Source organism: Sediminibacterium sp. FW305-C-269, assembly GCF_058231045.1.
In genome coordinates this window covers 517,518-530,775 of the sequence record NZ_JBIQXQ010000003.1, presented here as the reverse complement: position 1 = coordinate 530,775, position 13,258 = coordinate 517,518, and the positions used below count along the sequence as shown (strand labels likewise).

16 protein-coding genes are annotated in these 13,258 nt (G+C 46.9%); 8 read left to right on the top strand and 8 right to left on the bottom strand.

Annotated elements, in window-relative coordinates; genetic code table 11:
* The first annotated feature begins 45 nt into the window (after window positions 1-45).
* From ACH3Y6_RS12260 to ACH3Y6_RS12250, 3 genes are read left to right on the top strand one after another with little or no spacing between them, the layout of a single operon-like run.
* Window positions 46-483 carry a VOC family protein gene (locus tag ACH3Y6_RS12260; protein ID WP_490835905.1) on the top strand — a complete coding sequence of 146 codons (438 nt, stop codon included), beginning with the start codon at window positions 46-48 and terminating at the stop codon, window positions 481-483.
* Window positions 471-1,034, top strand: a complete 564-nt coding sequence (locus ACH3Y6_RS12255; RefSeq protein ID WP_490835904.1) for a dihydrofolate reductase family protein — start codon at window positions 471-473, stop codon at window positions 1,032-1,034. Before ACH3Y6_RS12260 ends, ACH3Y6_RS12255 begins: the two co-directional genes overlap by 13 nt.
* A complete protein-coding gene (locus tag ACH3Y6_RS12250; protein WP_490835903.1) occupies window positions 1,031-1,408 on the top strand; it encodes a DoxX family protein in 378 nt (125 codons plus the stop codon). Before ACH3Y6_RS12255 ends, ACH3Y6_RS12250 begins: the two co-directional genes overlap by 4 nt.
* A gap of 3 nt (window positions 1,409-1,411) precedes the next feature.
* Here ACH3Y6_RS12250 and ACH3Y6_RS12245 read toward each other — a convergent pair whose 3' ends face one another.
* From ACH3Y6_RS12245 to ACH3Y6_RS12220, 6 genes are all read right to left on the bottom strand, one after another.
* Window positions 1,412-1,771 carry a hypothetical protein gene (locus tag ACH3Y6_RS12245; protein ID WP_490835902.1) on the bottom strand — a complete coding sequence of 120 codons (360 nt, stop codon included), beginning with the start codon at window positions 1,769-1,771 and terminating at the stop codon, window positions 1,412-1,414.
* A gap of 72 nt (window positions 1,772-1,843) precedes the next feature.
* Window positions 1,844-2,632: an L-fucose dehydrogenase gene (locus ACH3Y6_RS12240; protein WP_490835901.1), complete on the bottom strand. Its 789-nt coding sequence runs from the start codon at window positions 2,630-2,632 to the stop codon at window positions 1,844-1,846.
* 9 nt (window positions 2,633-2,641) lie between these two features.
* The gene (locus ACH3Y6_RS12235; protein WP_490835900.1) at window positions 2,642-3,469 is read right to left on the bottom strand and encodes an amidohydrolase family protein; all 828 of its coding nucleotides are present in this window, start codon (window positions 3,467-3,469) and stop codon (window positions 2,642-2,644) included.
* On the bottom strand, window positions 3,456-4,310 hold the full coding sequence (locus tag ACH3Y6_RS12230) for a fumarylacetoacetate hydrolase family protein (protein ID WP_490835899.1): 855 nt from the start codon (window positions 4,308-4,310) through the stop codon (window positions 3,456-3,458). The genes ACH3Y6_RS12235 and ACH3Y6_RS12230 overlap by 14 nt, the downstream gene beginning before the upstream one ends.
* Window positions 4,311-4,319: 9 nt before the next feature.
* Window positions 4,320-5,651, bottom strand: a complete 1,332-nt coding sequence (locus ACH3Y6_RS12225; protein WP_490835898.1) for an alpha-L-fucosidase — start codon at window positions 5,649-5,651, stop codon at window positions 4,320-4,322.
* 170 nt (window positions 5,652-5,821) lie between these two features.
* Window positions 5,822-7,018: a THUMP domain-containing class I SAM-dependent RNA methyltransferase gene (locus ACH3Y6_RS12220; RefSeq protein ID WP_490835897.1), complete on the bottom strand. Its 1,197-nt coding sequence runs from the start codon at window positions 7,016-7,018 to the stop codon at window positions 5,822-5,824.
* 94 nt (window positions 7,019-7,112) lie between these two features.
* On the opposite strand from ACH3Y6_RS12220, the gene ACH3Y6_RS12215 reads away from it, so the two are divergent.
* Entirely contained in the window at window positions 7,113-7,676 is a 564-nt protein-coding gene (locus tag ACH3Y6_RS12215; RefSeq protein ID WP_490835896.1) for a sigma-70 family RNA polymerase sigma factor, read from the top strand.
* 2 nt (window positions 7,677-7,678) lie between these two features.
* Window positions 7,679-7,924, top strand: coding sequence for an anti-sigma factor family protein (locus ACH3Y6_RS12210; RefSeq protein ID WP_490835895.1), 246 nt, complete (start codon window positions 7,679-7,681; stop codon window positions 7,922-7,924).
* Window positions 7,925-7,933: 9 nt separating this feature from the next.
* Here the strand turns inward: ACH3Y6_RS12210 and ACH3Y6_RS12205 are convergent, their stop codons facing one another.
* Together ACH3Y6_RS12205 and ACH3Y6_RS12200 are read right to left on the bottom strand one after the other, a co-directional pair.
* A complete protein-coding gene (locus ACH3Y6_RS12205) occupies window positions 7,934-9,277 on the bottom strand; it encodes a sensor histidine kinase (protein WP_490835894.1) in 1,344 nt (447 codons plus the stop codon).
* On the bottom strand, window positions 9,267-10,628 hold the full coding sequence (locus ACH3Y6_RS12200) for a sigma-54-dependent transcriptional regulator (protein ID WP_490835893.1): 1,362 nt from the start codon (window positions 10,626-10,628) through the stop codon (window positions 9,267-9,269). Before ACH3Y6_RS12200 ends, ACH3Y6_RS12205 begins: the two co-directional genes overlap by 11 nt.
* 327 nt (window positions 10,629-10,955) lie before the next feature.
* Here ACH3Y6_RS12200 and ACH3Y6_RS12195 point away from each other — a divergent pair, with 327 nt between their 5' ends.
* From ACH3Y6_RS12195 to ACH3Y6_RS12185, 3 genes are all read left to right on the top strand, one after another.
* Window positions 10,956-11,108, top strand: a complete 153-nt coding sequence (locus ACH3Y6_RS12195) for a hypothetical protein (protein WP_490835892.1) — start codon at window positions 10,956-10,958, stop codon at window positions 11,106-11,108.
* 22 nt (window positions 11,109-11,130) lie between these two features.
* The gene (locus ACH3Y6_RS12190; protein ID WP_490835891.1) at window positions 11,131-12,387 is read left to right on the top strand and encodes an efflux RND transporter periplasmic adaptor subunit; all 1,257 of its coding nucleotides are present in this window, start codon (window positions 11,131-11,133) and stop codon (window positions 12,385-12,387) included.
* 162 nt (window positions 12,388-12,549) lie between these two features.
* Window positions 12,550-13,227, top strand: coding sequence for an ABC transporter ATP-binding protein (locus tag ACH3Y6_RS12185; protein ID WP_490835890.1), 678 nt, complete (start codon window positions 12,550-12,552; stop codon window positions 13,225-13,227).
* Window positions 13,228-13,258: the final 31 nt, after the last annotated feature.

The window sequence follows — 13,258 nt, the reverse complement described above, 5'->3', positions numbered from 1 at the left end:
TAATAACAGTTTTGTATCGGATGCATAGAATCTGTGCAAACATACATGACACAACTACAATCTTATTTGAGTTTTAACGGTAACTGCCTGGAAGCCATGCGTTTTTACCAGCAGGCGCTGGGAGGTCAACTGACTTTGCAAACCCTCGGTGAATCACCCATGGCAGAAGGTTTTCCGGAGAAGATGAAAACCTGTATCCTGCAGGCGGCCCTGATCAAAGATGGATGGATCTTACTGGGATCGGATATGGTCAGTGAGGAGGGACTGATACATGGCAACGCCATTTCCATTTGCCTGGACTGCAGCAGTGAAGAAGAAATCCGGTGCAGTTATGAGAGATTGGCCACCGGCGGACAGGCCACACACCCACTGAAAAATACCTACTGGGGCACGTTATTTGGAGGATTAACCGATAAATTCGGGAACCGTTGGTTATTACAATACGATCAAACCAAACATTTACCACCTATATGCGAAAACTAAAATTACAAATGCAGCTGAGTATTGACGGATTTGTGGCCGGCCCCAATGGCGAAATGGATTGGATGGAATGGAACTGGGATGACGGGATCAAAACATTCGTGAGCCAGCTTACTGAACCTGTTGATACCATTGTGTTAGGCAAGAACCTGGCTATGGGCTTTATTCCCCACTGGACAGCTGCGCTGGAGAATCCGGATACCAATGATGCATTTGCACAAAAAATGGTCAATACACCTAAAGTTGTGTTCACCCGAAGTCTGGAAGAAAATCCCTGGGCCAATACGCGTTTGGTCAAAAGAGAACTGAAAGATGAGATTATGACCATCAAACAACAGGAAGGGCAGGATATCATTACCTACGGCGGTGCCGCACTGGCTGCCGCATTGATACAGGAACAACTGATTGATGATCTTTATCTCTTCATCAACCCTACGGCCATTGGTAACGGCATGCGCATATTCACTGACAAAACAGCACTGGTAATAAAGCAATCTGTTGCATTTACCTGCGGTATCGTTGTCCACCATTACTCACCCAAACAAAAAATATGAAAGCTACCAACCTAACCTACTGGATCTGTACCACGCTGATCTTTCTGTTTGAAGGTGTTATGCCAGCACTTACATCGCACACCCAACTGGCCATCGACGGTATACGACACCTGGGATATCCGGATTATTTTCGGGTGATGCTGACCATTTTTAAAGTGAGTGGTACACTGGTACTTATCATCCCGGCTTTTCCGCCGAGATTGAAAGAATGGGCCTATGCAGGACTGAGTTTCACTTTTATCTCGGCTTTTGTTTCGCACTGGGCAACGGATGGATTCAGTGGACTTACGCTGTTCCCGATAGCTGTATGGGCGGTGTTGATGACGTCGTATATCACTTACCACAAAAGGTTACAGGCCGCCGGAGGCAAATGACGGTTACATACCTAACTGTTCCAATGCATCGGCCGTAATATCGTAAAGATGTTTGTTATCCGCGTGGATCTTCAAGCGTCCTTCGGGACCTGATTGTCCATGGATATAATATTTTTTGATAGCTACTACCCGGCCAGCGTACAAGGAAGTTCCTTCCAGGGTCTCATAACTTCTCAGGAGAACAGGCAGGAATTCCGGATTGCGGGTATCGCGGAACAGGTGCAGCGACCTTTGTTTGCCATCAGGAAGTTGAATGATTTCATGGTAATAATGCGCGTATTCAACTTCCTGGTATAATCTTTTGTTCAGTTTTTCTATGTAGACAGATCCGGAATCTACTACTACGATCCTGATTTCTCCCATTGGTATTGAATTTCGCTTACAATAATAACCAAAGAACTGCATTACGCAAACTAAGAATACAGGTCAACAGGATCAGGCATTCGCCAATGCACGGTCAAGATGCACATATCCTCCATCTACATGGATCAGCTGCCCCGTTGTATGGCTTGACCTGGGCGAGAGCAGGAAAGCAACCGTATTAGCAATCTCTTCCGGCGTTGTCATGCGGTTCTCTAATGGTATTCTGGCACGTATTTCTGCCAGTTTCTTTTCGGGTTCACGTAAAGTATTGATCCAGGTTTCATAAGCCGGCGTCCAGCTTTCGGCTACTACCACGGCGTTCACCCGGATTCCGTATTTGAGCAATTCAACGGCCCATTCACGGGTAAGTGCATTTCTTCCTCCATTGGCAGCAGCATACGCCGATGTATTTCCCTGACCCGTTTCCGCCGTTTTGGAGGTGATATTCACGATGGCACCTTTGGACCTGATCAACTCAGGCAACGCAGTTTGTGCCACCAGATAATAATGTACCAGGTTCTTGTGCAGGCTTTCCATGAAACAGTCATAACTGCCATGCTCCAATCCCACCCCATCATTCACACCTGCATTATTCACTAAGCCATCTATTCTGCCAAACTGCAACAATGCGGCCCTGACGGCATTACTGGCTGCAACGGGATCGGCCAGCTCCGCAACCACCTGTCCTGCCTGGCAACCATTGGCCAGCAGCTCATTCACCAGTTGTTGATTATCCTGCTCATTTCTTCCAATGATCACCGGAATGGCTCCTTCTTTGGCAAGTACCCGTACGATACCTTCCCCGATACCGCGTGCACCGCCGGTCACCAGGATCACTTTATTTTGTAATTGGAGGTCCATCTTCAAGAATTATACATGATAAAAAGCAGCTGCGTTGCCGCCAAACAAAGCCGCCTGTTCGGCAGCAGAAAAGTTACTATAATATTCTCTCACGGGTTCCATCATTCTTTCATACGATGCGGCCAGCAAACAAACGGGCCAGTCGGAACCATACAACAAGCGGTTGGTTCCAAATGCTTCTGTTACAATATCCAGATACGGATACAGGTCTTCTTTTTTCCAGGACGACCAGTTGGCTTCGGTAACCATGCCACTGACCTTGCAATACAGGTTCGGTAAAGCCGATATGGCCTGCATATGTTTGGCCCAATCCTTCCAAACACCCCTGCTGATATCCGGTTTGGCCAGATGATCGATCACAAAACGCTGGTTGGGAAACTGTTTCACCAGTTGTTGCGCTGCAGACAGGTGCCTGGGGTAGACCAGTATATCATACGTAAATCCATATTCCTGCAAAGCCCCGATGCCCCGTAAAAATGCAGGCTGCAGCATGAACACAGGATCTTCTGCCTGCAGAATATGCCGGAATCCCTTTACTACCGGCACCTGGTGATAATATTGCAAACGTTCCCGGATATTCTCTGCACAAAGATCTACCCAACCCACTACCCCTTTGATCAAATCATTACTATCGGCAAGCGATACGAGAAAATCAGTTTCAGCTTCCGACTGGTCGGCCTGAACGGCAATACATCCATCAACCCCTTGTTGTTTCAGTATGGGGGCCAGATCCGCAGGCAGGAAATCCTCCCGGATCACCGCCATCTCATCGCTGATCCAGTCATGCGTGTCAGGATGGTATTTCCAGAAATGCTGGTGCGCATCAATCACGGGCATAAGCAAGCAGGTTTTGACGGGAACTGCCCAATCCATCGATCCCCAGCTCTACTACGTCACCGGGTTTCAGGTATACAGGCGGCGTAAAACCAAGCCCCACACCCGCCGGTGTTCCGGTAGACACGATATCACCCGGCAGCAGGGTCATGAAGCGACTGATATAGGACACCAGTTGCGGAATAGAAAAAATGAGGTCGTCCGTATTTCCATCCTGCATCATCACGCCGTTCACGCTTAACCATAACCGTAGTTTATGCGGATCGGAGATCTCGTCCCTGGTCACCATCCAGGGTCCCAGCGGGGCAAATGTGTCGCAACCCTTGCCCTTATCCCAGGTGCCCCCACGTTCCAGCTGGAATTCACGTTCACTCACATCGTTGTGTAAACAATAGCCGGCCACATAATCCATGGCTTCCGATTCGGCTACATAACTTGCTTTTTTACCGATCACAAATGCCAGTTCCACTTCCCAATCCGTCTTAACCGAATCCTTCGGAATGATAATGGGATCATTGGGCCCACTTATAGAGCTGGTAGCTTTCATAAACAGGATGGGCTCACTCGGTATGGGTGCATTGGTTTCTTTTGCATGTTTGGCATAATTCAATCCAATGCACAATATCTTGGAGGGCCTGGCTACCGGGCAACCCAAACGGGTTCCTTCCGGTAATGGCGTCAGTTCCGTTCGTTTCGATAACAGGGCCGATAAGCGGCCGAGCCCGTCGTTCGCAAAAAAAGCTTCATCGTAATCATTCACAAAGCCGGACAGATCGTAATTCTTTCCATTGATATGCACACCCGGTTTCTCTTTACCCGGTTCTCCAAAGCGGATCAGTTTCATGTTGGTTATTTATTGAAGGGTTAATTCCAGTATCGTATCAATGGCATCTAAGCTGATAGTATCAAGGTATACAAACAAACCTTCCGGTTGCTGTTTGAACCGCATCGTTTTTTTATCGGCAAAAGTAGCGACTTTACTGACCGTTGCCGTAACACCCGGCAGGAACAGGTAATGCTGTTTCACTTCTTTTTTGTTCAGAATATGTACATACAGAGTTTTGTCTTTGGCCGTAACGGTTCCCCATTCCTGTTCCGGTATCACATTACCGCGCGTTCCGTAAATACTGGCTCCATTGGTACGCATCCAGTCACCGATCTGTGCCAGCGTATCGGTAAATTCTGATTGGATCTGTCCATTAGGCTTGGGTCCCACATTCAGCAGGAAATTGGCATTACGCCCTGCAGCTTTCACCAGGTAATGGATCAAAGCGGGTACTGTTTTGAATTTCCGGTCGGTCATATTGTATCCCCAGGCATCATTCATGGTTTCACAGGTTTCGAGTGGCAGCTGCGAAACGCTGGCCCCGCCAAATCCTGTGGTATTATTACCGGGCAGGTCTTTCTCAAATGCCTGAAAGTCCTCACCGGGTATGGGTGAAAGATGATGGTTATTGCTGATCAGGCATTTGGGTTGCAACTGGTGGATCAACGGATAGATCTCATCATAATGCCAGTTCACTTTGGATTGCAGGGTTTTATCATGGTCGTTATCCAGCTGATCCCAGTGGCCATCAAACCAGATGCCCGCGATCTCGCCATAATTGGTGAGTAATTCGGTCAACTGCCCTTTCATGAAATTGATATAGCTGGGCCAGTTGCTTTTCTGGGTCCTGCCGGTGCCTTTGCCTGTCTTACCGGTCTCATACTGGTAATCAGAACGGTACCAGTCGAGCAGCGAATAATACAGGAAGAGCTGGATACCCTGTTTATGACACTCATCTGCCAATAACTTCAACGCGTCTTTCCCGTAAGGCGTATTGGTGATCTTCCAATCCGAGAGTTGGGTATCCCAGTTACTGAAGCCGTCGTGGTGCCGGGTAATGAAAGTGATGTATTGCATACCCGCATTTTTAGCCGTGGCTACCCAGGCTTTGGGATCAAAATCTACCGGATTGAATACCCGCTGCAGGGTGCTGTATTCATTCACACGGATATTACGGTTGTTCATCACCCATTCACCGCTACCCAATACACTCGAAGCGCCCCAGTGAATGAACATACCGAATTTACTGTCCTGAAACTGTTTTCTTGATGCGAGATTTTCTGGACTGGGTGTATATAACTGCGCCTGCATCACTGCAGCAGTTAGCACACCAACCAAAAACAACAGGGATTTTTTCATGTGCAAGCATTTAACGTGAGAAGGAATTTCTTTGTGGCTTACAATGATAAAACTAAAATGCTTTGGCTGTCATTCCGAACAGCATTTAATTTCCACAAAACGGTATTTGCGGAAGCACAGCAGCAGTAATTCAACATTACGGAATCAAATTCAACCAAAAAAGGCAGTGACTATTGCTCAACACCTGGGGCAGGGCTTATTTTGTCTTCCCGTTTGGTACCGGCATACATTTCGTATTCCAGTAAACGGCAATCGATGGTGGCATTGAAGAATTCGATCCGTCGGGAAGGTTTCAAACGGATCTTTTTGGCAAGGTCAAGGTTACCGGTGAACACATAACCGGTATATCCTTTGCAGGATTTTTTCAGAAAATCGCCCATTCGTGCATAGGTAGCATTCAGTTCTATCTCATCACCGAGTCGCTCACCGTATTCAGGATTGAACATGATCACACCAGCGGCATCCTGCGGAACGGTGGTCTTTTCAAAATCGCATACCTGAAAAACGATCAGCTGCTCCACACCTGCAGCAACCGCATTGGTTTTGGCGATGGATACGGCCAGTTCACTCCGGTCCGAAGCAATCACTTGCAAACCTGGCACTTCCTGTACCTGTTTTTGCAACTGTGCCATGGCTTCCTCGTACACGGCGGCATCATAACTAAGAAAATGCATGAATGCATAATTCTTGCGTAACAGCCCCGGCCGGCGGTTGGTAGCGATCAACGCGGCTTCGATGGCAAGAGTACCTGAGCCGCACATGGGATTGATAAAAGGCGAGCGGCCATCCCATTTGGTGGATAAGATGGTAGCGGCAGCCAGGGCCTCCAGCATAGGCGCTTTGCCTGGCAATTTCCGGTATCCGTGTTTGGCGAGTGTTTCACCGGAGGTATCTAAAAAAATCTCGGCCTCTTCCTGTTTCCAGAACAGGTATACCACCGCCCCCGATAATTCAGAACCCGTAGAAGGCCGTTTACCTGTTTTATTCCGCATACGGTCTACGATAGCATCTTTCACACGCAGATTGGCAAAGAGGTTGGTCTGTATGGTAGGATGAAACACATTACTGGTCACAGAAAAATAACCATCCGGCCGGATCAGCGTTTCCCAGGCTATGCTTGTCAGTTCCCTGTACAATTCATCCGGGTGATCACACTGGAATGATCTGAGCGAATACATGACCTGACTGGCGCAACGCAGGTTCAGGTTCAGCCGGATACAGTCGTTCAGGGTACCGTTCAGTTCCACACCCGTAGGGAATGAACGTGCGATCGGGAAACCCAGGGCCGTTACTTCACGCTGTAAGGCAGGAGACAGCCATTTATGACAGGTTATAATAATACGACTGGAACTGGAGAACACTTGCATAACCGCAAACTTACTGTTTTCCCGGCGGGTAGCCTGATCACTCCGTTAATGGCAAGCAATTTAATTTACGTATTTTCGAAATTCATCCAAGCCTATGTCTCATTCTTTACTTAACCCCGATCGCTGGATCAACGACTATGCGGACGCGTTATACAGTTACACGCTTCCCCGGGTAAACGATGCAGCGCTGGCCGAGGATCTTGTCCAGGAAACCTTTCTCAGTGCCTGGAAAGCCCGTAGCAGCTTTAAGGGCGAAGCTTCTGAAAAAAGCTGGCTCTACACCATTTGCAAAAATAAGATAATCGATTATTACCGTAAAAAAGCCAGGGATATCACCCAACCCATGCCCGAGTTCACTGCAGCAGATGGTTTTTTTGATGAAGTGGAACACTGGATTCCTGAAAACCAGCCCGGCCATTGGGACATACAGCAACAACCAACAGACAGTAAAGAATTTTATGCAGTACTGGAAAAATGCCGGAAAAAACTGCAGGAAATGCAACAGGCTGTTTTTTCCATGAAATACCTGGAAGATCTTGACGCAGCGGAGATTTGTAAGGTATTGAACATTACTTCGTCTAACTACTGGGTATTAATACACCGGGCCAAATTGCAATTACGCGTCTGTTTGGAAAAAAACTGGATCCATTTAAAATAATTATGATGAAATCCCTGATGATCAGTTGTAAAAAAGCCACATGGCTTATTGCTAAGAAAGAGGAGAACCGGTTGTCCTGGCTCGAAAAATGGCAATTACGCACACATATGGCCCTATGCAGCATGTGCAGAAGGTTTGAGAAGCAGAGCGGTTTGATCGGTCGTATGGCCAGGCAGATCCATATACATGAAACCCTCCCCGACGCCAGTAAAGAAAAAATGCAGCAGGCGCTTGCGCGAGAGCATTGAGATCCTGCATCAAAACTGCAAAGTAAATACGGATCCTTTCCCTTCCACCGATTGAGCCGTGATATTGCCCTTGTGCAACATCATGATCTGCTTACACAGGCTCAGTCCAATACCACTGCCATTCTTTTTGGTGCTGAAAAAAGGTATGAAGATATTGTTCATCACCTCTTCGCTCATCCCATAACCATTATCCGATACTTTAACGGCCAGTTTATGGCCGGAAGACTGTACCGCCGAAAGAACGATCCTCGGGTGTTCACTTTCCTTCACTGCTTCAATGGCATTCACAATCAGGTTGATCAATACCTGTTCAATCAGATTGGGATCTACTTCAATGGACAGGTCGGGGTCTTTGAGTATCAATTCCATCTCAATGCCTTTCTGGTTGAAGGTAGGCAGCATCAGGTTGTGCATGTTCTCGAACAGGTCACGCACGAACACATGTTTCAGGGCTGGATTGGTAATTTTGTTCAGGTTCCGGTATACTTCTGCGAATTTCAGCAACCCTTCGCTGCGGCGTTTAATGGTGTTGATACCCACTTCCAGGTCTTCCACCACCCCATTACTGTTATCCAGGAACTGGACCGATTCCTGCAGGCGGTTTTTGAGCGTATCGGCGAGGGAAGAAATGGGTGCTACTGAATTCATGATCTCATGCGTCATCACACTCAACAGCTTTTTCCAGGCCTGCGATTCGGTGGCGTCTAACGCCTCATTAATATTTTGAAAAGCCACCAATTGAAACTTTTTCCCTTCCGTTTGAAAAGCGGTGGCAGACAGCAGTATCTTGAACATGTTCTTTTCCTGGTGAACCGTGGCCACGTGGCTGTTACCGGGTTGCAGACGAATGACCTGTTCGTACAGCACCGCATCCCTTTTTTGCAGGGAATGAATACTCTTTAGATAAGGCAACAACAGCATTCGTTTCAGCGACTCGTTCATCCATACCACTTCTCCAGTCTCCGTTTCGTAGGAAATGATTCCTGTATCAACCAGTTCCAGAATCTTCTGCAGGTACTGGTATTGGGTTTCCTTTTCCTTCGAGATAAGTTTGAAAGCGGAATTGATCTCATTAAAACCCCGACGAAGTTCTTTCAGGTCTTCAGGTGCCTGTGTCACGTTGAAGTTCCGGGAGAAATCCCGGTAATGGATCGATTCCACAAACTGCTCCACTTCCCGCTGTGCCTGTTTGTGGAAGCTATAGAAATCAAATACCTGGTAGATGATCACAGGCAGTACCAAAATCTCGTATACATACCACTGCTTTACCAGCAGGAATGCGGCTGCACAAAGTGTAAGCAATAACAACAGTACGCGGGTGAGGATATCCCACTGGATCCTTCTATATGTCATATTTACTAAGTCTTCTGTACAATGCAGTTCTGGTAAGCCCCAGTTCTCTGGCAGCTTTACTGATATTGCCATTGTGTTTATCGATCACTTTCATGATCGTGTTCTTTTCCATGGTACTCAGTTTGAACACTTCATCTTCCTGCGACTCCGTTACGGAGGATTCAATGGGTGAAAACAGCAGGTCCGCCGCTCCGATAGTATCACTGTCAGCCATGATGATGGCGCGTTCGATGGTATATTGCAACTCCCGAACATTTCCGGGGAATGGGTAATGCTGCAACTTCTCCATAGCCGATGGATGAAACTGGATATTCGGCTTCAGGTATTTGTTTGCATAGGTCTTGGCAAAATGTTTGGCCAGCAGCAGGATATCATCCTTACGTTTACGAAGCGGCGGTACGGTGATCTCAACCGTATTGATCCGATAGATCAGGTCTTTGCGGAAACGGTTCTCATTGGCCAGCTCGCTTAGCGGTATGTTTGTGGCGCAGATCAGCCGGATATCAATCGGCACGGGCTGATTAGCGCCTAAACGTGTAACCTGCCGGTTCTGCAAGACCGTAAGCAGTTTGGCCTGCTGTTGTAAAGAAATATTCCCGATCTCATCCAGGAAGAGCGTACCGCCACTGGCCGATTCAAAACGTCCCATACGGTCTTCTCTTGCATCCGTGAATGCGCCTTTTTTATGGCCAAACAGTTCGCTTTCAAAAAGACTTTCTGTCAGCGCACCTACGTCCACTTTCACAAATGGTTTATCTGCACGCAGGGATTGTTCATGAATAGCGGTAGCGATCAGGTCCTTACCTGTGCCGTTCTCGCCCAGAATCAGAATATTGGCATCCGTAGGTGCTATCTTATCGATTTTGTAAAAGATATCCTGCATCACATCACTCTCACCGATCAGCGTACTGTTGCCCAGTCCTACCTGTATCTTTTTACCAACAGTATGGTTCTTGGGAAGTTCCCGCTTACTCAATACACTCTGCAGTGTTGAGAGCAGTTTCTCATTATGCCAGGGTTTTACCACAAAATCTGCCGCACCCTCTTTCAGGGATCTTACCGCCAGATCAATATCGCCATAGGCGGTGATCATGATCACAGATACACCAGGCTGCAGCTGCTTGATTCTTTGCAGCCAGTAAATACCTTCATTACCGGTGTTGATGGAAGCGTTGAAATTCATGTCCAGCAATACCAGATCAAAGTTGTCCTTACTCAGTAAAAAGGGGATCTGTTCGGGATTCTTTTCGGTTACCACTTCTTTCATTTCGGTACGAAGCAGCAGGCGGACCGCCGTCAGCACGTCGGTATCATCATCTATCACCAGAATACTGGCTTTCTTCAAACTCATGCAGGGGCGGTTTTTCAGATATCGTTATGGTTTATGGACATGGGTTGATGCGTTCACGGGTTAAACGGTTGATAAAGGCTGTTTACAAACAGTAATTCATTATTCAATAACACCGCAAACAAATGAGCCATAAATATACCAGTTAGCTAATAATTTGAGAAAGAACAATTTAGAAAAAAAAGCCAAAGGGATACTGTATCAAAACCGGACAGTTTCTGTACCGGATGCGTACAGTCTTTTCAGTTGATGAAAAAGTAAATCATTGATTATCAATAAGCACAAGTTCTGGCACAATCGTTTCATAGTCTATACCATAATTCACCCTGTATGAAAACAACCATCCGGCAACAACCCCGATTCATAGCCCTCCTGCTGGCAGCAGGAACAATTGGCCTGGTGCTACTGGTGTTTGTAACATCTTCCCATAAACAACGTTCAGCAAGGGAAGGATCTGAGATCGGCATCATCAAACTCATATAAGTTCAACCAAAAACCAACAGCTGTGGACAGAGTCATTCAAAAAAAGAAATGGAACAACAAACGGATCCTTACCATTGTGGCAGCAATAGGTATTCTCGCATTGATCGGCGGTAGTTTTTACCTCACTTCGGGTAAAGCCAAATTGAATGTGGATACAGAAAGGATCACCATCAGTGAAGTAACCAAAGGTCCTTATAAAGATGCCATACCGGTAAATGGTATTGTTTTACCGGTTACATCTATCTACCTGGATGCCACTGAAGGAGGCCGTGTAGAAGAGAAATATGTAGAAGACGGCGCCATCATGAAAAAAGGACAGCCCATCCTGAAACTATCTAACACCAACCTGCAACTGAGCTTGGTAAACCAGGAGACTTCCGTATATAACCTGTTGACTCAGATGCAGATTTCACGCAATGCCGCATTACAGAATACGGTGAACAAATTAAACCAGATGACCGACGTGGAGAGTCAGTTGACTGAAGCGGAACGTTTATATAAACTGAATAAAACCCTATACGAGCAAAAAGCCATCGGTTTACAGGAATTCAAGACCTCAGAGAACAACTATAATTACCTGCTGCGCAAGAAGCGGCTCACCAACCAGATCCTGCAGCAGGACTCTATCTCCAACAAACAACAGCTGGAACAGGCCAAACAATCCTATGAAGGCTCACAGAACGCTTTAACGGTCATGCGTAAAAAAGTGGGCGACCTGGTGGTGCGAGCACCGATTGACGGGCAGCTCACTTCGCTTGATGCAGAAATCGGCCAGAACAAAAGAGAAGGTGAACGACTGGGACAAATAGATGTGCTGAGCGGTTTTAAAGTGCGTGTAGACGTTGATGAACACTATATCTCGCGGATATTCACCGGTCTTACAGGCGATTACACTTTCGGTAACAAGACCTTTAAACTCAAGATTACCAAAGTATTTACCCAGGTAACGAACGGACGGTTCCAGGTAGACATGCAGTTCGTGGGTGAAATACCCCAGGGTATCCGCCGTGGTCAAACCTTACAGATCCTGCTGGCGCTGAGCGATGAGACAACCGCCATACTGGTACCCAAAGGGGGGTTTTATCAGCAGACCGGCGGTAACTGGATCTTTAAAGTGAACGAGAACGGAACCATGGCATACAAAGTAGATATACAGCTGGGACGCCAGAACCCCGATTATTATGAAGTATTGCAGGGACTGAAACCAGGCGATAAAGTAGTGACATCCAGTTATGAGAACTATGGAAATATGCAGGAACTGGTGTTGAAGAAGCAGTAGATACAGTTTTGGGGATACTGGATACTGGATACTTGATTCTGGATACTGGTGGTTGGCCGAGTTACCTGGAAACAGGCAGATGAACGGCCAATCAACAAATAAAACAAAGGGCATTACAACTTTCGAATAAAAACAACTCATACACATAACAAAAACCAAACCATGATAAAAATCACTGACCTAGAGAAGATCTATCGTACGGATGAAGTAGAAACCATTGCACTGAACCGTCTGTCAATGGAGATCAAATCAGGAGAATTTGTTGCCGTAATGGGGCCATCAGGCTGTGGCAAGTCTACCCTGCTGAATATCCTTGGCCTGCTGGATGATCCGGATAATGGCAGTTTTGTTTTTAACGGGACAGAGATCGCCAAATTCAATGAACGGCAGCGTGCTGAACTGCGCAAACACAATATCGGTTTCGTATTCCAGAGCTTCAACCTGATAGACGAGCTGACCGTATTTGAGAACGTAGAACTTCCACTGATCTATACAGGTGTGAAAGCGGCTGATCGGAAAAAAAAGGTAGATGAAGTGCTGGAGAAAGTACAGATCATGCATCGCCGGAATCACTATCCCCAGCAGTTGTCCGGTGGTCAGCAGCAGCGTGTGGCAGTTGCCCGTGCCGTGGTCAACAACCCTAAACTGATACTGGCGGATGAGCCAACCGGTAACCTGGACTCATCCAATGGTAACGAAGTAATGGAGTTGCTCACCAATCTGAACGAACAGGGAACCACCATCATCATGGTTACTCACTCAGAGCATGATGCCAGGTACAGTCACCGCATCATCCGCATGCTTGATGGACAGACAGTGACCGAGAACATACTGGTATAATTCATTCAAAAGTTGTAAGCCTGTTAACCAC